Annotated in this window: 22 protein-coding genes; 11 read left to right on the top strand and 11 right to left on the bottom strand. The window is 68.4% G+C overall.

What is annotated here, in order from left to right:
• Positions 1–25 precede the first annotated feature (25 nt).
• Complete coding sequence (locus ACVOME_RS06540) at positions 26–526, bottom strand: M48 metallopeptidase family protein (RefSeq protein WP_053519555.1); 501 nt, start codon at positions 524–526, stop codon at positions 26–28.
• A 63-nt stretch (positions 527–589) separates the two neighbouring features.
• On the opposite strand from ACVOME_RS06540, the gene ACVOME_RS06535 reads away from it, so the two are divergent.
• Together ACVOME_RS06535 and ACVOME_RS06530 are read left to right on the top strand one after the other, a co-directional pair.
• Positions 590–1,147, top strand: coding sequence for a DUF2058 domain-containing protein (locus ACVOME_RS06535; protein WP_053519556.1), 558 nt, complete (start codon positions 590–592; stop codon positions 1,145–1,147).
• A gap of 125 nt (positions 1,148–1,272) precedes the next feature.
• Positions 1,273–1,539, top strand: a complete 267-nt coding sequence (locus ACVOME_RS06530) for a DksA/TraR family C4-type zinc finger protein (RefSeq protein ID WP_053519557.1) — start codon at positions 1,273–1,275, stop codon at positions 1,537–1,539.
• Between the two features lie 10 nt (positions 1,540–1,549).
• On the opposite strand, the gene ACVOME_RS06525 is transcribed toward ACVOME_RS06530, so the two are convergent.
• Together ACVOME_RS06525 and ACVOME_RS06520 are read right to left on the bottom strand one after the other, a co-directional pair.
• The gene (locus ACVOME_RS06525) at positions 1,550–2,143 is read right to left on the bottom strand and encodes a mechanosensitive ion channel family protein (protein WP_080375333.1); all 594 of its coding nucleotides are present in this window, start codon (positions 2,141–2,143) and stop codon (positions 1,550–1,552) included.
• 35 nt (positions 2,144–2,178) lie between these two features.
• Positions 2,179–2,358 (bottom strand): hypothetical protein, encoded by a 180-nt coding sequence (locus ACVOME_RS06520; protein ID WP_053519558.1) that lies wholly within the window; start codon positions 2,356–2,358, stop codon positions 2,179–2,181.
• A gap of 124 nt (positions 2,359–2,482) precedes the next feature.
• Here ACVOME_RS06520 and ACVOME_RS06515 point away from each other — a divergent pair, with 124 nt between their 5' ends.
• The 3 genes from ACVOME_RS06515 to ACVOME_RS06505 are packed head-to-tail and all read left to right on the top strand — an operon-like array spanning position 2,483 to position 4,487.
• On the top strand, positions 2,483–3,061 hold the full coding sequence (locus tag ACVOME_RS06515; RefSeq protein WP_065174854.1) for an RNA polymerase sigma factor: 579 nt from the start codon (positions 2,483–2,485) through the stop codon (positions 3,059–3,061).
• 2 nt (positions 3,062–3,063) lie between these two features.
• A complete protein-coding gene (locus ACVOME_RS06510) occupies positions 3,064–3,597 on the top strand; it encodes a hypothetical protein (protein WP_065174855.1) in 534 nt (177 codons plus the stop codon).
• Positions 3,598–3,605: 8 nt separating this feature from the next.
• Complete coding sequence (locus tag ACVOME_RS06505; RefSeq protein ID WP_053519561.1) at positions 3,606–4,487, top strand: DUF4097 family beta strand repeat-containing protein; 882 nt, start codon at positions 3,606–3,608, stop codon at positions 4,485–4,487.
• Positions 4,488–4,535: 48 nt separating this feature from the next.
• Here ACVOME_RS06505 and ACVOME_RS06500 read toward each other — a convergent pair whose 3' ends face one another.
• The 3 genes from ACVOME_RS06500 to ACVOME_RS06490 all read right to left on the bottom strand — a co-directional run bounded on the left by ACVOME_RS06500 (position 4,536) and on the right by ACVOME_RS06490 (position 6,614).
• Positions 4,536–4,718 carry a hypothetical protein gene (locus ACVOME_RS06500; RefSeq protein WP_053519936.1) on the bottom strand — a complete coding sequence of 61 codons (183 nt, stop codon included), beginning with the start codon at positions 4,716–4,718 and terminating at the stop codon, positions 4,536–4,538.
• 11 nt (positions 4,719–4,729) lie between these two features.
• The gene (locus tag ACVOME_RS06495; RefSeq protein ID WP_080375345.1) at positions 4,730–5,023 is read right to left on the bottom strand and encodes a YkgJ family cysteine cluster protein; all 294 of its coding nucleotides are present in this window, start codon (positions 5,021–5,023) and stop codon (positions 4,730–4,732) included.
• Between the two features lie 229 nt (positions 5,024–5,252).
• Positions 5,253–6,614 carry an Hsp70 family protein gene (locus ACVOME_RS06490; RefSeq protein ID WP_481504853.1) on the bottom strand — a complete coding sequence of 454 codons (1,362 nt, stop codon included), beginning with the start codon at positions 6,612–6,614 and terminating at the stop codon, positions 5,253–5,255.
• 167 nt (positions 6,615–6,781) lie between these two features.
• Between ACVOME_RS06490 and ACVOME_RS06485 the strand changes: the two genes are divergently transcribed.
• Entirely contained in the window at positions 6,782–7,117 is a 336-nt protein-coding gene (locus tag ACVOME_RS06485) for a zinc ribbon domain-containing protein YjdM (protein ID WP_053519938.1), read from the top strand.
• 7 nt (positions 7,118–7,124) lie between these two features.
• Here the strand turns inward: ACVOME_RS06485 and ACVOME_RS06480 are convergent, their stop codons facing one another.
• Positions 7,125–8,273 (bottom strand): tetratricopeptide repeat protein, encoded by a 1,149-nt coding sequence (locus ACVOME_RS06480; protein ID WP_065181978.1) that lies wholly within the window; start codon positions 8,271–8,273, stop codon positions 7,125–7,127.
• 229 nt (positions 8,274–8,502) lie between these two features.
• On the opposite strand from ACVOME_RS06480, the gene ACVOME_RS06475 reads away from it, so the two are divergent.
• The 4 genes from ACVOME_RS06475 (at position 8,503) to ACVOME_RS06460 (ending at position 11,380) form a co-directional block, all read left to right on the top strand.
• On the top strand, positions 8,503–9,105 hold the full coding sequence (locus tag ACVOME_RS06475; protein ID WP_053519939.1) for an HD domain-containing protein: 603 nt from the start codon (positions 8,503–8,505) through the stop codon (positions 9,103–9,105).
• A gap of 50 nt (positions 9,106–9,155) precedes the next feature.
• Positions 9,156–9,329 (top strand): oxidoreductase-like domain-containing protein, encoded by a 174-nt coding sequence (locus ACVOME_RS06470; protein ID WP_481504852.1) that lies wholly within the window; start codon positions 9,156–9,158, stop codon positions 9,327–9,329.
• The gene (locus ACVOME_RS06465; protein WP_053519940.1) at positions 9,326–9,943 is read left to right on the top strand and encodes a DUF998 domain-containing protein; all 618 of its coding nucleotides are present in this window, start codon (positions 9,326–9,328) and stop codon (positions 9,941–9,943) included. Before ACVOME_RS06470 ends, ACVOME_RS06465 begins: the two co-directional genes overlap by 4 nt.
• A 93-nt stretch (positions 9,944–10,036) precedes the next feature.
• A complete protein-coding gene (locus ACVOME_RS06460) occupies positions 10,037–11,380 on the top strand; it encodes a virulence factor family protein (RefSeq protein WP_481504851.1) in 1,344 nt (447 codons plus the stop codon).
• A 52-nt stretch (positions 11,381–11,432) separates the two neighbouring features.
• On the opposite strand, the gene mprF is transcribed toward ACVOME_RS06460, so the two are convergent.
• On the bottom strand, positions 11,433–13,997 hold the full coding sequence (gene mprF / locus ACVOME_RS06455; protein WP_481504850.1) for a bifunctional lysylphosphatidylglycerol flippase/synthetase MprF: 2,565 nt from the start codon (positions 13,995–13,997) through the stop codon (positions 11,433–11,435).
• A 158-nt stretch (positions 13,998–14,155) separates the two neighbouring features.
• On the opposite strand from mprF, the gene ACVOME_RS06450 reads away from it, so the two are divergent.
• Positions 14,156–14,503, top strand: coding sequence for a RidA family protein (locus tag ACVOME_RS06450; protein WP_049426796.1), 348 nt, complete (start codon positions 14,156–14,158; stop codon positions 14,501–14,503).
• A 49-nt stretch (positions 14,504–14,552) separates the two neighbouring features.
• Here ACVOME_RS06450 and rnfB read toward each other — a convergent pair whose 3' ends face one another.
• From rnfB to metG, 3 genes are all read right to left on the bottom strand, one after another.
• Positions 14,553–14,966, bottom strand: coding sequence for an Rnf electron transport complex subunit RnfB (gene rnfB, locus ACVOME_RS06445; RefSeq protein ID WP_080375344.1), 414 nt, complete (start codon positions 14,964–14,966; stop codon positions 14,553–14,555).
• A 25-nt stretch (positions 14,967–14,991) separates the two neighbouring features.
• The gene (locus ACVOME_RS06440) at positions 14,992–15,582 is read right to left on the bottom strand and encodes an HAD family hydrolase (protein ID WP_065174860.1); all 591 of its coding nucleotides are present in this window, start codon (positions 15,580–15,582) and stop codon (positions 14,992–14,994) included.
• 75 nt (positions 15,583–15,657) lie between these two features.
• Positions 15,658–17,751 carry a methionine--tRNA ligase gene (gene metG, locus ACVOME_RS06435; RefSeq protein ID WP_481504849.1) on the bottom strand — a complete coding sequence of 698 codons (2,094 nt, stop codon included), beginning with the start codon at positions 17,749–17,751 and terminating at the stop codon, positions 15,658–15,660.
• Between the last annotated feature and the right edge of the window lie 34 nt (positions 17,752–17,785).

Below are 17,785 nucleotides of genomic sequence, written 5' to 3'. Positions count from 1 at the left end.
CGCGCAGTGTAGCCCCTGCGCGCGGTCAGCGCTGGCTGCGGTTGGCCAGCTCGGTCAGGTACAGGCGGGTGTCGAATTCCAGCTGCAGGTAATCGGGCTCCATGTGCTGGCAGAGCTGGTAGAAGGCCTTGTTGTGGTCGGCTTCCTTCAGATGCGCCAGTTCGTGCACCACGATCATGCGCAGGAAGGCGGCCGGCGCCTGCCGGAACACCGTGGCGATGCGGATCTCACGGCTGGCCTTGAGGCGGCTGCCATGCACGCGGGAAATGGCGGTATGCGTGCCCAATGCATGCTTGATCACTTCCAGCGTGTTGTCGTAGCAGACCTTGTTGAGCGGTACCGACTTGCGCAGGTAGCGGTCTTTCAGCTCCTGGGTGTAGTCGTAGAGCTGGCGGTCGCTGCGCACCTCATGGGGCTCGGGATAGCGCTGCTGCAGCCACGGGCCGAGCCGGCCCTGCGCCAGCAGTTCGCTGACCTGGGCGACCAGGGGTTCGGGATAACCGGTGAGGTACTTCAGGACTGCCATGCAGGGGCGGCGGGGCGTCGGTAGAATGGGGGCATCCAAGATTACACGCGGTACGCACCGACCATGGCAAAGCCCAACGCGCTGCAGGAACAATTGCTCAAGGCCGGCCTGGCCAAGAAGTCGCAGGCCAGCGCCGCCGCACGCGAACAGGCCAAGGCGCGCCAGGGCAAGGCTGAATCGACGTCGGCCGAGGTCCAGCGTGAGGCTGAACGCGCCCGCGCCGAGAAGATCGAGCGTGATCGTGCCCTGGCCGCCGAGCGCAACGCACAGGCCAGGCTGGCCGAGCAGAAGGCGCAGGCAAAGCAGATCATCGCTGCCCATGCCGTGCCGCATAAGGGCGAGGACGAGTATCGCTTCAGCGATGGCAGCACGATCCGCACCCTGCTGATCGACCCCAAGCTGCGCAAGGCGCTGTCGGTGGGCGTGCTGGTCATCGTCGCCCAGGGCGAGGGTTACGCGTTGCTGCCGCGTGCTGCGGCGGAAAAGGTGCGCGAGCGCGCGCCGGAAGCCATCGTGGTCGACCACGGGCAGCCGGGCTCGACGGAGGAGATCTCCACCGGCAACGCCGAAGATGATGCCTACTACGCGCAGTTCCAGATTCCTGACGATCTGGTCTGGTAAGCCGCTGCCCCAGGCGTCCCCACGGGCAGACAGGTAGCTGAAGCACGGGCCGGGCGGGGCACTGCCCGGCCTTTTCCGTGGGTGTATCGTCCCCATATCAGGCCACACACCTGCGGAGGACAGACATGGCTACCGGTTGGGCGGGAGATGGCGCGGTCCAGGACCAGATCGACGCGACGGTAGACGATGCGATTGCCCGCGCGCGGCGCCAGCTGCGCCAGGGCCCGGGTCTGGAGCACTGCGAGGAATGCGACGCACCGATTCCGTTGGCGCGGCGCAACGCCGTGCCCGGCGTACGGCTGTGCGTGGCCTGCCAGCAGGCGCACGATGAGGAAGAGCAGGCGCACAGCAGCTACAACCGTCGCGGCAGCAAAGACAGCCAGCTGCGTTGATGTGGGCGGCTCAGCCGTCGCCCTGGATGCCGCCCGGTGCCTGTGCCGGATCGCGCCAGCGGCGTACGGTGCGCTGGAAGAACAGGTTGTTCGGCAGCTGCAGCACCGTGCCTTCGTGGCCTTCGCCGGTCTCCTGCAACGTGGTGTAGATCAGGTTCACATCGATCACCCGGCCCTTCAGTCCGGGCTTCTCGCCGTTCTCCAGCACCTCGATGTAGTCATGCAGGCGGAACGGGCGGGTAGTGAAGATCAGCAGCGTGCAGAAGATGTTGGAGAGCACGCTCCAGGCCGCGAAGAAGGCCACCGCACCGACGGCTGCAAAGCCCGTGAATGCCGTCCACAGCACTGCCGGTGAGGCCCCCAGCAGGCTCAGGATGTACAGCAGTGCACTGAAATAGACCACGAAACTGGTGATGCGGCGCGCGCCCATCACCATTTCCGGCGGCAGGGTGTAGTGGTCGGCGAATCGGCGGATCAGGCGGCGCGCCAGCAGCCGCAGCAGCCAGGCGGCCAGCAGGACGAGCGCGATCTGCAGGGCGATGCCCATGTTGTGCAGCCAGGGATGGGTCCAGGCCGGCAGGTGATCCTTCAGCGACAACATCATGGGGCGACAGCAGGTAGCGGTGGTGGTCGCCGATGTTACCCGGCACGTGCCGGCGATTCGACCATCGGCCTCCACGCCAGGCACACCAGCTCCTGGCGCTGCTGCTGCAGGCAGGCCCGGCCGCGCTCGGGGTGGAGCTGCAGCGACAGGCCAAGCACCTGCAGCGCGACGCAGGCAGCGACGGCCAGCAGGGCGGCACACGATGGGCTGGACATGGCGGGCTCCCGGACGGTATTTCACGAAGGACCCTCCATGGATGCAGCGGCCGCCGAAAAGGTTGCATCGTGCCTGGCAGGAATCCGATCTAAACCTTCTGCGGGACTGGCGCATCCAAGGACTATGCTCGACACCACCATGCCCGCACCGCCTGCTGCCTCCGACGCCGTCGACGAACCTGCCCTGGTACGGGCGGCAGCCGGTGGCGATACAGCGGCCTACGAACTGCTGTATCGACGCCATGCGCCACGGGTGTTCGCCGTGCTGTGGAGGCTGTGTGGCGGCCAGCAGGCACGTGCGGAGGATGCGCTGCAGGAAGCGTTCCTGCAGGCGTGGAAGGCACTGCCCGGGTTCCGCTTCGAAAGCAGCCTGTCGACCTGGCTGCATCGTCTCGGGGTCAACGCGGCGCTGATGGAACTGCGCGGCCGGGCGGGAGGGCACGATCACGACAGCCTGGATGACGTGGACGGTGGTGTACCGGAGCTGGCCGTGCATGACCGCTGCGCCGGCACGGAGCGCGACCTGGAACGTGCGCTGGCGACGCTGCCCCCGCGGGCGCGGGCGGTGCTGGTGCTGCACGACATCGAAGGCTGGAAACACCAGGAAATCGCCGAGCAGCTGCAGATGGCTGTCGGCAGTTCCAAGGCACAGTTGCATCGTGCGCGTGGCTTGCTGCGTGCACGGCTGGGAGACATGACATGACGATGAACGACCCCGACTACGACCACGACCACGACCTGCTCGCGCGCCTGCGCGCCCTGCCCCGCGAGCGCAGCGTTCCGGAGGACGGCTGGGCGCGGCTGTCGGCCAGCCTGCCACCGCGCGGGTCCGCCCCCGGACCGCTCCCGGCAGCAGGCAAGGTGGTGGCGATGACGCCGCGTCCGCGACGGCGCTGGTGGCTGCCGGTGGGCGCGGCGCTGGCCGCCAGCCTGGCGGTCTACGCGGTGGCACCGTGGTGGCAGCCGCCGCAGGCCACGCCAGCGCCTTCCGGGCTGCAGCTGCAGGCCGCAGCGATGACCGAGCAGTACCAGCAGGCGGTGGCCTCCCTGCCGCAGGGCGGGGCAGCGGAGTGGCAACCGGCCCTGCACGAACTCGACCGCAGCGCGGAGCAGATCCGCGCGGCGATGGCGCAGGATCCACGTGCGCCGCACCTGCTTGGACAGCTCAAGCGCACCTATGCGCTGCGGCTGGAACTGACCCGGCAGGCGGCGCAGGCCGCCGCCGGACTGACAACCTGAGGAGACCCATGATGCGACCCCTTCTTTTCTGCTGCGCCGCGCTGCTGCTGGTACCGGCTGTGGCACTGGCCGACACGCGCGTCGACGAACGCCATGCACTCGCCACCGGTGGCCGGATTGAACTGAGCAACGTGGCCGGCAAGGTCACCGTGCGCGGCTGGGACCGCAACGAGGTCCAGCTCACCGGCAGCCTCAGCGACGGCCTGCAGCTGCGTCAGGAGAAGAGTGCCAACCGCGTGCGGTGGGAGGTGGAATATCCACGCCGCAGCAACAATGGCGGGGCCACCCTGGTGCTGAACGTGCCACGCTCGGCGGAACTGCTGCTCAGCACCGTCAGTGCGAGCCAGGACATCAGTGGCATCGATGTGCGTCGGCTGCAGGCCGATACGGTCAGCGGCAGCCTGTCCGCGGCAGGCCGCAGCGGCGACACCAAGCTCAACACGGTCAGCGGCAGCGTCACTGCCCGCCTGCAGACGCCGCGGCTGGACGTGAACACCGTCAGCGGCCGCATTGACGCGGGCGGAGGCGTGTCCGGCGACATCGGTGCGCAGACCGTGTCCGGACGCGTGGATGTCGATGCGGGGCGCATCCAGCGCCTGGCGGTGGAGACGGTGTCAGGCAGCATCGAACTGGCCGCTGCCGGTCTGGCGCCGGGGGGGCGCATCAACGTCGAATCGGTGAGCGCATCGGTCAATCTGCGGTTGCCGCGGACCGTATCGGCGCAGCTGTCGGTGAACAGCTTCAGCGGTTCGATCAACAGTGATGCCGGCACGGTGGAGCGGCCGCGTTATGGGCCGGGCAGCAATCTCGACACGCGGCTGGGGGGCGGTGACGGCGATATCCGCATCCAGTCGCATTCGGGCAGCGTGCGGGTCCGACTGGACCGCTGAGCATCGACCGGCAGGCCGCGGCGGCAGCGCCGCCGCGGTCAGGGAGGGTCAGCTGGCTTTCTTTAGCGCCCAGGTCGTACCCAGCACTTCGATCTTGCCACCGGCCTTGCGGAACGCGGCCAGGTCAGACGCGATCGAGTCGCTGCTGACCACAGTACTGGCGGCTGCACCCTTGCGTTCGCTACGGATGCTGTTGTTAGCCTTCGCGGGGGTCTTTGCCTTGCGGGGCATGGTTGCTCCTGTCAGGTGGAAGGGGAGGAAAGCGCACAGGCATCGGCCTGGCGCAGGTAATCCTGCCGCTCGCGGCGGCAGTCATCGCCGCCCATCGAAAACTGGCGGCAGATCGCCGGGCGCTGCGAATAGATCGTGCAGCGCAGGTGATAGGGATCGATCGCCGCGCACCAGCCTTCCTCGTTGCGCGCCATCACGGCCCGGCCGTGGGCGTCGCGCGCGAGGAACTGGCCGGGCACGTGGTCGCCGGGCTGCAGCAGTACCGGCAGCCGGCAACAGACCGCGTCACAACGGCGGCAGTCGATGGGTGCAGGTGCGGCGTCAGGTTGTAAGGCCACAGGGGCCTGGCGGGTGCCCAAAGCGGGTCTCGATGGCGGCTCGGGTGATGCGCGGCCATGAACGAGCCAGGAAGGCACGGCCGCAAGACCCGCGTGGCGGGCCGCGCTGCACCCGGAACACACACCGGCAGGGCCGATGGAAGGTACAGCTGTGGATCAAGCCTACCGAGGGTAGCAAACCCTGCGTAACGTTTTGTTAATCCCGGCTGGCTGCGGCCAGCGCCAGGCCTTGTACCACCCCGAGTGAAGGCTCCCCGTAGACCATCCGGGCACCCGGAAACGCCTCCGCCACGGCCTGGCGCAGGTAACCCGCACGGGACATGCCACCGGTCAGGAACACCGCGTCCGGGTCGCCGCCGATGTCGCTGCGCACCTGGGCGAGCAGCGTGCGGATCTGTTCCAGGTAGCCATGGGCCGCACTGGCCAGGCCCTCGGCACTGCTGTCGGCGTGCAGGTCGCGGCCGATGTAGTCCAGCGTGCTGCGGTGCGTGGCAGAACTGCTCAGGGCCATCTTGGCGCGCTCGACATCACGGTACAGGCGCGCGGTGTTGCCGGTGTCCTGCAGTGCCTGCAGGCGCGGGCCCCAGGGTGCGTCGACCGCATCGTAGTTGTGCTGGCGGAAGTCGCGCTGGCGGGTCATGTCCTGCACGGTGGCGGCTTCCACGTAGTGGTGGGCGGGCACGCGGGTGATGCCACGACCGAACAGCGGCATGTAGCTGGACAGGCTCAGGGCCAGGTCGATGTCGGTGCCGCCACGGGCGATGCCCCAGGCACGGTGGATATGCGGGGGTACTGGTCCCCCCACTTCGGCATGGGCGATGTCGGTCGTGCCACCGCCGATGTCGACGATCACGGCCTGGTGCCGTGTCGCGCTTCCGGCGTGATAGTGCATCGCCGCTGCGGCAGGTTCTTCCAGGAAATCGATGCGGTCGAAGCCGGCCTGCGCCGCCGCCTCGCGCAGGATGTCCAGCGCCTGCGCGTTGCCGGCCTCGCCGATCGAGCTGCGGAACTGCACGGGGCGGCCGAGCAGGGCGGTGCGCAGCGGCCGGCCGAGCTGCGCGCTGGCGGTCAGGCGGATGTGCTCAAGGATATGCGCGGCAATGCCGGTGATGGTCTGCTTCGCGCGCGGGTGCAGGTTGTAGCCGAGCATCGACTTGGGGCTCTGCACGAGGTTGCCTTCATGCTCCTCGAAATAGGCTTCCAGCGCGTCATCGCCGTAGATCGCGTTCTGCAGCAGGTCGCTGGCGCTGCGCGCTTCGCGGGCACGGGCTTCCATCCATTCGCGGCGCAGTGCGCGCAATGCTTCGCGGCGCAGCGCCTGCGGCGGGCGCTCCTGGCCGGCAGCGCGGGCGGCACGCGCCGCGCTGTCGATCATCTGCTCCAGCGCATGCTGTTGGCTGGCATCGGGCTGGAAGTCGTCCGGATCGGGTACCACGCCTGGGAAGTAGACGCTGGTGCGGAACTGTTCGGCATCGCCGAAGCGGATCGGCAACAGGCGGCCCTCGTGCACGATGGCGGCGGCAGAATTGCTGGTACCGAAGTCGATGCCGAGGCGCATGCGGAATTCCAGGGACGGACAAGGGCCGCGCACTCTGCTGCAGTTTGCGGTCCGCTGCAAGCGCCTGCCGGCCATCTCGGGCGGGCAGGGGGAGCGGCCGCGGGAGAACGGGTGAAAAGAGCGGGCGGTTACAATGGCGGCCGTTGATTCATTTTGAGGTACTTGCAATGTCGTCCGTTCCCGCTTGTCCGCAGTGCACCCTGGAAAACACCTATGCCGATGGTGCGCTGTGGATCTGCGCCGATTGCGGCTTCGAATGGACCGCCGAGGAGGGCGCGGGGCAGGCGCTGGTCGTGCGTGACAGCAACGGCAACACCCTGCAGGCCGGCGACACCGTGACCGTGATCAAGGACCTGAAGGTCAAGGGCTCCTCGATTCCGCTCAAGCAGGGCACGGTGATCCGCAACATCCGGCTGGTCGAGGACGATGCGGAGCACATCGAAGGCAACTCGGACAAGATCAAGGGGCTGGTGCTGAAAACCTGCTTCCTCAAGAAGGCCTGACGGGCCCTCAGCGCCTGGCCTGCTGCTGCGCCCGCCAGCGGGCCAGGCTGTCCAGCTTGGCCTGGTAGCGGGCCTGCTGCGGCGCCCCGCCGAGTTCCTGGGCCCGTGTCAGTTCCTTGTCGGCGCGGGCCAGCTGGCCGGCGAGGAAGTACACCCTCGCCAGGCCGAAATGGAACTGGTGTGCGGCATCGTACAGGCGCACCGCCCGGCGGTAGCAGCGGATGGCCTCCGCCAGGTCGCCTGCGCGTTCGGCGCGGGCCCCGAGCATGTACTGGGCAAACGGATCCTCGCGCTGTACGGCGCGCAGGCGGCGCTCCAGCTGCTGCGCTGCTGCCACCAGGCCCAACCGCCGGTAGAGCGCACTGGCGTTGTTCAGTGCCGCATCCTGACGGCCGTCCAGGCGCAGTGCCATTTCCAGCGCACGACGTGCGCCGGCGGTGTCTCCCTTCCGGTTGTCCAGCACGCCCAGGTTGTTCCAGGCCGGTGCGAATCGCGCGTCTTGCGCCACCGCTGCATCGAAGAACACCCGGGCACCATCCAGATCGTCGCTGGCCATGCGTTCGGCGCCACGGTTGTTGTAGAAGTGCGCCAACGCACGGGCACGGTCGATCGGCTGCGGGCCGTGGCGGTCGTACAGCACGTTGCGGTCCAGATCGACCGTGCCGAAGCGGCCGCCGACGTCGACCCCGGCATTGACGTGGCCGACGCTGTAGACCACGCCCTGGTCCTGCTCCTGATACCAGGACACCACGCTGCCGACTTCCTGCACCCGGGCCTGGATGCCGGCCTCGCGTGCCAGCGACACGAACAGCAGCGTGAATGCCAGGCAGTTGGCGCGGCGGTACTGCCAGACTTCGCCGACGGTATAGGTCGCGTCGGCGTCGTACTGCAGATCCAGTCCTTGCCGATCAAAGATCATCTCCACCAGGGCCTGCAGGCGCTGGTCGCGCGAGTGGCTGCGCGCGATCACCTGTCGGGTCAGCATCGCGCGCAGCGCCGGCGGAATCGCCAGCACTTCGTCTGCGGTCGGCACGCTCGCTGGGGCGGGGCGGTACTGAGCGGCCGGTGCGGCGGCAGGACCGTCCAGGGCAACGGCGGCCGGCGCCGCCAGCGCGAGCAGGGCGAGCAGCAGGAATCGGGTGGCAGGACGTTGCATGGCAATTCCCGGCAGCGGCGGGCGCATCCGCCTGCCGCCGAGTGTAGTCCTGCCCGTGCGCCGGTGCATCGACCGCCGGTCGGCGGCGCGGTCATCCACAGGCGATGTGGACCAGCGCTCGGCAAAGCTGTGGACAACTGTGCTCCGCCCTTGCCGGACGGCGGCTGTGAGTGCGTGGTGAATTATTGTCCAGCTTGCTGGCCGGGGCGTCTGGCAGGATCATGCCGGCATGGACTTCGCCCCGATTCCGCTCGATCCGGCGCAGTGGCAGGCGTTGCAGGACCGATATGCCACGCCGCCACGCGCGTACCATCACTTCGGCCACGTGCGCGCGGTGCTGCAGCACTGCCAGGACGTCGCCGATGGACCGGGTTGGCGGCAGCCCGCCGAGGTCTTTCTGGCCGCGCTTTACCACGATGCGGTCTACGAGGCGGGGCGCAAGGACAACGAGGCACGCTCGGCGGCACTGGCCGTGCAGGCCATCGCGCAGGAGCCTGCGCTGGCGGGCATCGACGCCGCCCGCGTCGAGCAGCTGATCCTGCTGACTGCCCGTCATGGCGAACTCGGTCCTGCGGATGTCGACGCCGAAGCGGCGCTGTTCCTGGATTGCGACATGGCGATCCTGGGTGCGCCTGCACCGGTGTTCGATGCTTACGATCGTGGTGTGGCCGAGGAGTACCAGGGGGTGGTCCCGGGTTTCCTGTACCGCGCCGGCCGCCGCCGCTTCCTGCAGGGATTGCTGCGCGCACCGCGGATCTTCCTCAGCGACTTCTTCCACCAGCGCCTGGATGCCGCGGCACGCGCGAACCTGCGCCGCCGGCTGGACACCTGAGCGGGGCAGTTACACTGGCGGCCTGCATCTGCAAGGTAGCGCCGCCCACCGTGTCCGTTCCCGATCCTGATCCCCGGCAGACCGCACCAGAAGAACCTGGTCCCAACGAGTGCTGCGGCAGCGGCTGCCCGCTGTGCGTACTCGATCTGTATGCCGAAGAGCTGCAGCGTTACCGCAAGGCGTTGGCCGAATGGAAGGCGCGGCACCCGGAGGCCACGCCATGACCGGAGCGCGTCCGGCTGCGCTGCTGGCTCTGGTGGCGCTCCTGTTGTTCGTGGCGACGGCCCTGTGGACGCAGTTCGCGCGCGCTGATCTGGATTGGATGCGCGCGACCCTGAGCCTGTACCTGCACGGTCCCTGGGGTCTGGCGCTGCGCGCCGCCTACTGCCTGCTGGCGGTGGCGATCGCCGCGCTCGGCATCGCGCTCTATCGTCACAGCGTGGGGCCCCGCCGCAGCGCGGCCGCGCCGCTGCTGTTCACCGTGTCCGCCCTGGGCCTGGCGACGGTCGCCATCGGCGACAGCTGGCTGCCGCAGGCGACGCCGCTGCTGGCGCCGCTGGTGCATGGCGTGGCTGCCAACACGGCCTTCCTGTGTGCCAGCGTCGGCATGCTGCTGCAGGCGTGGTACCTGCGTCGCGAGCCGGGCTGGCAGCGCAGTGCTGCCCTGCTGTGGGGCTGGGCCTGGCTGGCCTTCGCGTTGCTGTGGCTGCATGTGCTCTGGCGTGACGGGCCGCCGCGCGGGCTGGGGCAGAAGCTGGTGATCGCCGTGATCGTCGGCTGGCTGCTCTGGCTGGCCGTCACCCTGTACCGGCGCGGTCTGGCGCGCACACGCGCCTGAACCCTGGCCGCGGGCCCGGCGAACGGCCGTGACCGGTACGTGTCGTGCACGCGGTGGCGGCGTATCGTGTGCGCATTCCACTGGGGTTGCGACATGACGCGTGCAGGGTTGGGCAGGGCGATGGGACTGGTGATGGCACTGGCGGCGTTGCCGGCGGTGGCCGCGGCATCCGTGCAGCAGGTCAGCCATGGCCGATTCGAGCAGGTGCCGGTGCATCTGCCGGCGGGAGTGCCGCAGCGGGTGGTGATCTGGTTCCACGAAGGTCCCTATGGCGCTGCCAGCCTGGCGCCGATCGAAGCACTGCGTGCCGACGGTGCGCTGGTGGCGGCGGTGGATGTGGCGCACCTGCGGGGCGTGCTTGAACGCGAAGGCGATAGCACCTGTTCGTTCGGTGCTGGCGACGTCGAGAATTTCTCGCGCTGGGTGCAGGCGTTCCTGCACCTGCCGGGATATCACCTGCCGCTGGTCGGCGGCGATGGTGAGGGTGCCGAGCTGGCCTACAGCCTGGCCGCACAGGCCGACACCCAGGTGTTCGCCGGCCTGCTGACCTCCGGCTTCTGTCCCGACCATGCCCACGAACGCATGGTCTGCGGAGACGGCGTCAAGGAGGGGCGGCTGCAACCGGCCGAACTGAACTTTCCCTGGTTGAATGCCATCGGCGATATGGGCTGCAGGGGCCAGGGAGCGGGTCCGTTCGTGCAGCAGGTCGCGATGGCGCGCGGATTCAAGCGCAGCGCCCGCGGCGATGCCACGCCGGGACTGGTGGCTGCCGCGCGGGTGATCGGTGCGCAGGCCGGCATCAGCCTGGCACCGCCGCCGGCGGCGTTGAAGGGCCTGCCCGTGGTGGAAGTCCCCGCGCACGGTGACGGCGATACGCTGGCGATCTTCGTCTCCGGTGATGGCGGCTGGGCGGGACTGGACAAGGACGTGGCCTCGTCGCTGGCCGAACACAGCGTGGCCGTGGTGGGCATCGATTCGCTGCGTTATTTCTGGAGCGAACGCACGCCGGAGGGGTTTGCCGCTGACCTGCAGAAGATCATCGACCACTACCGCCAGCAATGGCGGCGCGACAAGGTGATGCTGATCGGCTTCTCGCAGGGCGCCGACGTGCTGCCGGCCACCATCAACCGGCTCGATGCCGGCAGCCGCGAAGCACTCGAGCGCATCGTGCTGCTCTCCGTGGGGCGGAAGGCCGATTTCGAGTTCCATGTCAGCAACTGGCTGGGCGGTGGCGGCGATGGCCTGCCGATCGCGCCGGAACTGGCCAGGCTGCCGGCGGCCAAGACCCTGTGCGTCTATGGCGACAAGGATGAGGACGCGCTGTGTCCGGACCTGCCTGCGAACGAGGGCGTGCGCAGGATCCGGTTGCCTGGCGACCACCATTTCGGTGGCGACTACGATCGTCTGGCCGAGGTCATCCTCAAGGGCGGCGCGTAATCAGCACACGCCTGCAGGAGCAGCGCCGGGCCATGCCCGGCGGTCGGGTGGCTCAGCCGCGGCGTGGATCCAGCGAAATCAGGCGGGTGGCGTCCAGCAGGGCTGCCGGCAGGTGCATGCCACCGGGCGCCGCCAGGTAGCGCGGGCGCCACTGCGGATCGAACTTCGACTTGAAGCGGCGCAGGCCACTGAAGCCATAGAAGCGCTCACCATGCCGTGCCAGCAGGCCGGCAAGACGATTCCAGCGGCCCGCCAGGCGATGCTGGGCCAGCCCAGACAGGGGCGCCATGCCCAGCGAGAAACGCGCATGGCCCTGCGCCCGGCCCCACAGGAACAGTTCGATGAACAGGAAATCCATCGTGCCTTTCGGCGCGTCGCTGACGTGCCGCATCAGGTCCACCGACAGCTCGGCACCGGCTGGCGCCTGCCACAGGTTGGCGAAGGCGACGATCCGACCTTCGGCCTCGACCAGCGCGACCGGGAACCGCACCAGGTAATCGGGATCGAAGCTGCCCAGCGAGAATCCTTTCTCGTCACCGGACTTGTCTTCCAGCCAGGCATTGGAGATCGCATGCAGGCGCGGCAGCAGGCTGGGGACCTCTTCCACCGGCGCCACCCGGAACGACAGGCCACTGCGCTTGCCCCGGTTCCATGCCTGGCGCAGGTCGGCGCGTTCGCGGCCTTCCAGACCGAAGTCGTGCAGCGGCACGATCGCTTCCTCGCCCAGCTTGACCAGGCCCAGGCCGAGATCCAGATAGGTCTGCCAGTAGGCTTCGCCCACCTGGTAGAACACCGGGCGCAGGCCGAGGCGGTCGGCTTCCTCACGGAAACGCCAGATCAACGCACGTGCGACCTCCGGCGGGCCGACCGGATCACCCATCGCGATCAACGAGCCGCCGTAGCGCTGCATCATCACGAAGCCCTGCCGGGCATCGTCGCGCAGCACTGCCTTGTCGGCGGTCAGCACCAGGCAGGCCTGGGTGTCGGTGGCGCTGGCCAGCACCGGTGCCAACGCCTGCAGCGTGGCTTCGTCAGCGGCCGGCAGCGGGCTGCGCGTGCTGTGCAGCAGGCGGGCGAGGCCGAACATCACCAGGGCGATGGCTACCACCAGCAGCGCACGCAGCGCACGCGGTGCGTTGCCGGACAGTGCGAACTGCCACCAGAGTTCGTTCTGGTACTCGACATGGCTGTACGTGAAGAACAGCAGCCAGGTGACCGCGACCAGGACCAGCCCCAGGTTGCGCAACCATGGCCACGACCACGCCTCATCCAGCAGCGCACCCTGGCGGTAGAACTCACGGCGTGCGGCCCACAGTGCCATCGCGACCAGTACGGCCGATACCGCGATCAACGGTTGACCGCCGCGCAGCCACAGCGGCAGCGGCGTGATCACGCAGACCGCCATCGCCAGCATCCACGCGGCGTGGCTGCGCCGGGCCAGGCCCTGGCCGATCAGCAGCAGGGCGACACCGCCAAGACTGCCGATCAGGTGCGATGTTTCCAGGATCGGCAGCGATGCATTGAGCAGATGGCGACGCGGGGTCGGCAAGGTGCCATCGATGACCAGGGCGGCGCCGATGCTGAAAGCCGCCAGCGCGATGATCTGCGGCAGCCAGGGGCGCAGCGCGTTCCAGCCGGCGCGGGTGGCGCCGGCGCTGGCCCGCAGCGGTCGCCGCAGTGCAGGCGCAAGCGCGAGCACGGTGGCCAGCAGCAGCGGCAGGACGTAGTAGGTGACGCGGTAGATCAGCGCGGCCGCCAGCACCGCCGCCGGTGCCACCTGCGGCAGCAGCTTGAGCAGGCTCCACTCGAACACGCCCAGGCCGGCCGGAACGGTCGAGACCAGGCCTGCCAGCACCGCCACCAGGTACAGGCCGACGAAGCCGGGAAGCCCGGTGGGCGTGGAGTCCGGAAGCAGCACGTAGAACGCTGCGCTGGCCAGCACCAGTTCGATCACGCTGAGCGCGGTGACGCCGAGCATGGTCAGCCGGTCGGGCAGCCACAGGGCGTGGCCGAACACACGGAACTGGCGTCCGCTGCGGCCGACCAGCAGCACCGTGGCCAGATAGGCGAGCAGGGCGGCAATGCCGACCGCGCGCACGGCGCCGGAATCCAACGGCAGCGCCAGCGCCGCCGCTGAGGGTTCCAGGCATAACGCCAGGCCGATCAACAGCCATGCACCGAACATGAAACCGAGCGTGCTCATCAGCACGACCTGGCCGATCTGGGCCAGATCCAGCCCGGCACCGCGATAGCCCCGCAGGCGCACCGCGCCGCCGGTCAAGGCCGCAAAGCCGACGGTCTGGCCCAGGGTGTGGGCGAGAAACGCGGTGATGCCGATGCGCGCGGGATGCACGCGGATGCCGCTGCGTCGCAGGCCGATGGCATCGAAGCCGATCAGGCAGGCATAACTGGCCAGGCCCAGCGTCACGGTCAGTGCGATCTGCGTTGCGCTGAGTGCATGGAACGCCTGGCGGATGGCGCGGTAGCCATGTTCGTCGAACTCGCCGGCCAGGCCATGCAGGGCCAGGGCCAGGATCAGCAGGGGAACGAAGATGGTAAGCAGCCGCTTCCAGACCGGGATGGACAGAGCGGTTGCGGGATCGGAAGGGACGGTCATCGGCGCAAGGGTGCGGCAGGGAGGGCGAGGGCGGTGTCAACGCGGGCGTGGCGCATCGTGCGCCTCTCGAAGGCATTTGAACAGCGGTGGTGCAAGAGCCCCACCCGCCGCCGGTTTGGAGGACAATGCAGGCCTGATCACCCGCAGGAGCCACGCCCATGATGGAGCGTTACGACGTCGGACCGCGCATGTCCGAAATGACCGTGTACAACAAGGTTGCCTACCTCTCCGGCCAGATTCCGGAGGACACCAGCCAGGACATCACCGGACAGACCCGGCAGGTGCTGGCCGAGATCGACAAGCTGCTGGCACTGGTGGCCAGTGATCGCCAGCATGTGCTGCGCGCGGAGGTGTTCCTGGCCGACATGGCCGACTTCGACGGCATGAACAAGGCGTGGGACGAATGGGTGGTCGAGGGTGCGACCCCGGCCCGTGCCACGGTCGAAGCCAAGCTGGCACACGCCGAGTGGAAGGTCGAGATCGTGGTGACGGCGGCCGTGCCGTAACGGCGGGCGGGTGTCAGCTCCCTTTCCTGCCGGAAGGGAGCTGGCACCGCTACCGTTCCCGCAGCACGATGCAGTCCACCGGACACGGTGGAATGCACAACTCGCAGCCCGTGCACAGGTCGGCGATCACGGTATGCATGTACTTCGCGCCGCCGACGATCGCGTCCACCGGGCAGGCCTGGATGCACTTGGTGCAGCCGATGCAGTCGGCCTCGACGATCACCGCAACCTGCGGCGCCTTGTGTTCGCCGCGCGTACGATCAAACGGCAGTGCCGGCACACCCAGTACCTGGGCCAGTGCACGCGCGCCCGCATCGCCGCCCGGCGGGCAGCGGTCCACGCCCGCCTCGCCGCGCGCCATCGCCTGCGCATAGGGGCGGCAACCGTCATAGCCGCATTGTCCGCATTGCGTCTGCGGCAACAGTCGGTCCAGGCGTTCGGTCAGCGGCGGAATCAGGCTCATGCGTGGCGAAGGCTGCGCGTATGGATCATTTCAGGGGTTTGCCACGGAACCAACGCTCGTGGGCGAGGGCCAGCATCGGCCGGTCCTCTGCGCTGTCGCCATAAGCGTGGATGCGCGTGTAACGCGACAGATCGAAACGGCGACGGATCTGCTCGACCTTGCGAGGACCGCAATCGCCGCCGTGGTAACGGCCGGTCAGGCGTCCGTCCCGGCTTTCAAGGCGGTTGCAGATCAGTTCAAGACCCAGCGTTTCGCACCAGGGACGCAGGTACAGATCCAGCGAACCGGACACGACCACCACGGTGTGCTGCTGTTCCTTGTGCCAGCGGATCTGTTCCAGCATTTCCGGGCGCACCACCTCGGGCAGGAACTCGCGCGAGAAGCCGGTGGCCAGCGCTGCGATGTCATCGGCGTGGCGCTCGCTGAAGGTGAGGCGGGTGACGCGGGCGCGGATGCGTTCGGCCGAGATCAGTTTCAGCCGGTACGCCGCCAGCCACGGACCCACCTTCCACCACGCCTGCGCAAGCTGCTCGGCGGTGGCCACGCGGCGCAGGAAGCGGCCATAGGTATCGCAGGTGGTGACGGTATGGTCGAAGTCGAACAGCGCCAGTTCCATTCCGATGCCTCCCGTGGTGCGTCCCGTCGTTGCCGTGACCGCTGGGCGCCGCCGTGGCCGCGCCCGCGCAGTGCATCAGCGGACCGGCATGCCCGGCTGCGCGCCGCTGTCGGCGTCCAGCAGCGCCAGCGCGCCACCATCGAAACCTGCCGACAGGATCATGCCTTCACTCAGGCCGAAGCGCATCTTGCGCGGGGCCAGGTTGGCGATGAACACGACGCTGCGGCCGACCAGCGCTTCCGGCTCGCCGTAGCTGGCACGGATGCCGGAGAAGATCTGCCGCTTGCCAAGTTCGCCGGCATCCAGCTCGAAGCGCAGCAGCTTGTCCGAACCCTCCACGAACTCGCACACCAGCACCTTGCCGATGCGCAGGTCGAGCTTGGCGAAGTCGTCGATGCCGATGTAGGCCGGTGCCTCGGCGCTGGCCGTTGCGGCACTGGCCGGCACGGCAGCCGCCGGCTTGGCAGCGTCGGCCTTGGCGGCGTCGGCCTTGGCGGCGGGGGCAGCGGCGGTCGGCTGCAGGGTGTCCTTGGAGGCGTCGATCATGGCGTCAATCTTCTTCGGGTCGATACGGGTGAACAGTGGGGTGTAGTCGGCGATTCGATGGGCCAGCAGCGGCTGCGCCAGGTCGGTCCAGTCGGCCACTGGCGCGGCCAGGAACGCCTCGGCCTGGGCGGCGGTGGAAGGCAGTACCGGCTTCAGTGCGGTGACCAGTACACGGAACAGGTTCAGGCCCTGGCTGCACACGGCCTGCAGCTGCGCGTCGGCGCCTTCCTGCTTGGCGATCACCCACGGCTTGACGTCGTCGATGTAGCGGTTGGCTTCGTCGGCCAGGGTCATGGTCAGGCGGATCGCCGCCGCCGGATCGTTGCGCTCGTAGGCTTCGCGGATCGGCGCCAGGCTGTCGATGAAGCGCTGGTACTGGGCGGCATCGGGCAGCTGCGCGGCGAGCAGGCCATCGAAACGCTTGCTGATGAAGCCGGCGCAGCGGCTGGCCAGGTTGACGAACTTGCCGACCAGATCAGCGTTGACGCGGGCAACGAAGTCACCCAGGTTCAGGTCGAGGTCGTCGACGCCACCGCCGGACTTGGCCGCGTAGTAGTAGCGCAGCGCTTCCGGTTCCAGTCCTGCATCGAGGAAGGTGCGCGCCATCACGAAGGTGCCGCGCGACTTGCTCATCTTGGCGCCGTCAACGGTCAGATAGCCGTTGACGTGCAGGCGGGTCGGCGCGCGGTGGCCGGTGCCGTGCAGCACCGCCGGCCAGAACAGGCCATGGAAATTGACGATGTCCTTGCCGATGAAGTGGTGCAGCTCGGTGGCGGTGCCGGCGCGCAGGTGGGCTTGGAAATCCTCGCCGAGCGTGCCGCACAGGGTCTGGAAGCTGGACAGGTAGCCGATCGGCGCGTCCAGCCAGACGTAGAAGTACTTGCCCGGATGGCCCGGGATCTGGAAGCCGAAGTACGGCGCGTCACGCGAGATGTCCCACGCGCGCAGGCCGCCCTCCGCGTCCAGCCACTCCATCAGCTTGGCTTTCACCCCGGGCAGCGCGACGTCGCCGGCCAGCCATTCGCGCAGGAAGCCCTCGAAGCGGCCGACCTCGAAGAAGAAGTGCTCCGAATCCCGGATCTCGGGCGTAGCGCCGGAGATCACCGATTTCGGCTCCTTCAGATCGGTGGGGCTGTAGGTGGCGCCACAGACTTCGCAGTTGTCGCCGTACTGGTCGGCGCTGCCGCAGTTCGGGCAGATGCCCTTGATGTAGCGGTCCGGCAGGAACATGCCCTTGGCCGGGTCGTAGAACTGGGCCACCGAACGGCGGCTGATGTGGCCGGCCGCTTCCAGCTTCAGGTAGAACGCCTCGGTCAGCGCCTGGTTGGCTGCCGAATTGGTCGAATCGTAGTGATCGAAGGCCACGCCGAATTCGGCGAAATCACGTTCATGGCTGGCCTGGATGCTGGCGATGAAGGCCTCCGGGGTTACCCCGGCCTTCTCGGCTGCGAGCATGATCGGCGTGCCATGGGTGTCATCGGCGCAGACGAACCAGGTCCTGCCGCCGCTCATTCGCCGTGCACGCACCCAGATGTCGGCCTGGATGTAGCCGACCAGATGGCCCAGATGCAGCGGGCCGTTGGCGTAGGGCAGGGCGGTGGTGACGAGCGCGGTACGGGTCATGGTCGCGGGGTGAAGCCGAGGGGAACCGCAGATT

Source organism: Stenotrophomonas sp. STEN008 (assembly GCF_056760435.1).
This window is presented reverse-complemented; position numbering and strand designations above follow the sequence as displayed.

Coding starts and splice junctions, on each gene's coding strand:
- ACVOME_RS06540 (WP_053519555.1), bottom strand. CDS start 526: ATGGCAGTCCTGAAGTACCTCACCGGTTATCCCGAACCCCTGGTCGCC.
- ACVOME_RS06535 (WP_053519556.1), top strand. CDS start 590: ATGGCAAAGCCCAACGCGCTGCAGGAACAATTGCTCAAGGCCGGCCTG.
- ACVOME_RS06530 (WP_053519557.1), top strand. CDS start 1,273: ATGGCTACCGGTTGGGCGGGAGATGGCGCGGTCCAGGACCAGATCGAC.
- ACVOME_RS06525 (WP_080375333.1), bottom strand. CDS start 2,143: ATGATGTTGTCGCTGAAGGATCACCTGCCGGCCTGGACCCATCCCTGG.
- ACVOME_RS06520 (WP_053519558.1), bottom strand. CDS start 2,358: ATGTCCAGCCCATCGTGTGCCGCCCTGCTGGCCGTCGCTGCCTGCGTC.
- ACVOME_RS06515 (WP_065174854.1), top strand. CDS start 2,483: ATGCTCGACACCACCATGCCCGCACCGCCTGCTGCCTCCGACGCCGTC.
- ACVOME_RS06510 (WP_065174855.1), top strand. CDS start 3,064: ATGAACGACCCCGACTACGACCACGACCACGACCTGCTCGCGCGCCTG.
- ACVOME_RS06505 (WP_053519561.1), top strand. CDS start 3,606: ATGATGCGACCCCTTCTTTTCTGCTGCGCCGCGCTGCTGCTGGTACCG.
- ACVOME_RS06500 (WP_053519936.1), bottom strand. CDS start 4,718: ATGCCCCGCAAGGCAAAGACCCCCGCGAAGGCTAACAACAGCATCCGT.
- ACVOME_RS06490 (WP_481504853.1), bottom strand. CDS start 6,614: ATGCGCCTCGGCATCGACTTCGGTACCAGCAATTCTGCCGCCGCCATC.
- ACVOME_RS06485 (WP_053519938.1), top strand. CDS start 6,782: ATGTCGTCCGTTCCCGCTTGTCCGCAGTGCACCCTGGAAAACACCTAT.
- ACVOME_RS06480 (WP_065181978.1), bottom strand. CDS start 8,273: ATGCAACGTCCTGCCACCCGATTCCTGCTGCTCGCCCTGCTCGCGCTG.
- ACVOME_RS06475 (WP_053519939.1), top strand. CDS start 8,503: ATGGACTTCGCCCCGATTCCGCTCGATCCGGCGCAGTGGCAGGCGTTG.
- ACVOME_RS06465 (WP_053519940.1), top strand. CDS start 9,326: ATGACCGGAGCGCGTCCGGCTGCGCTGCTGGCTCTGGTGGCGCTCCTG.
- ACVOME_RS06460 (WP_481504851.1), top strand. CDS start 10,037: ATGACGCGTGCAGGGTTGGGCAGGGCGATGGGACTGGTGATGGCACTG.
- mprF (WP_481504850.1), bottom strand. CDS start 13,997: ATGACCGTCCCTTCCGATCCCGCAACCGCTCTGTCCATCCCGGTCTGG.
- ACVOME_RS06450 (WP_049426796.1), top strand. CDS start 14,156: ATGATGGAGCGTTACGACGTCGGACCGCGCATGTCCGAAATGACCGTG.
- rnfB (WP_080375344.1), bottom strand. CDS start 14,966: ATGAGCCTGATTCCGCCGCTGACCGAACGCCTGGACCGACTGTTGCCG.
- ACVOME_RS06440 (WP_065174860.1), bottom strand. CDS start 15,582: ATGGAACTGGCGCTGTTCGACTTCGACCATACCGTCACCACCTGCGAT.
- metG (WP_481504849.1), bottom strand. CDS start 17,751: ATGACCCGTACCGCGCTCGTCACCACCGCCCTGCCCTACGCCAACGGC.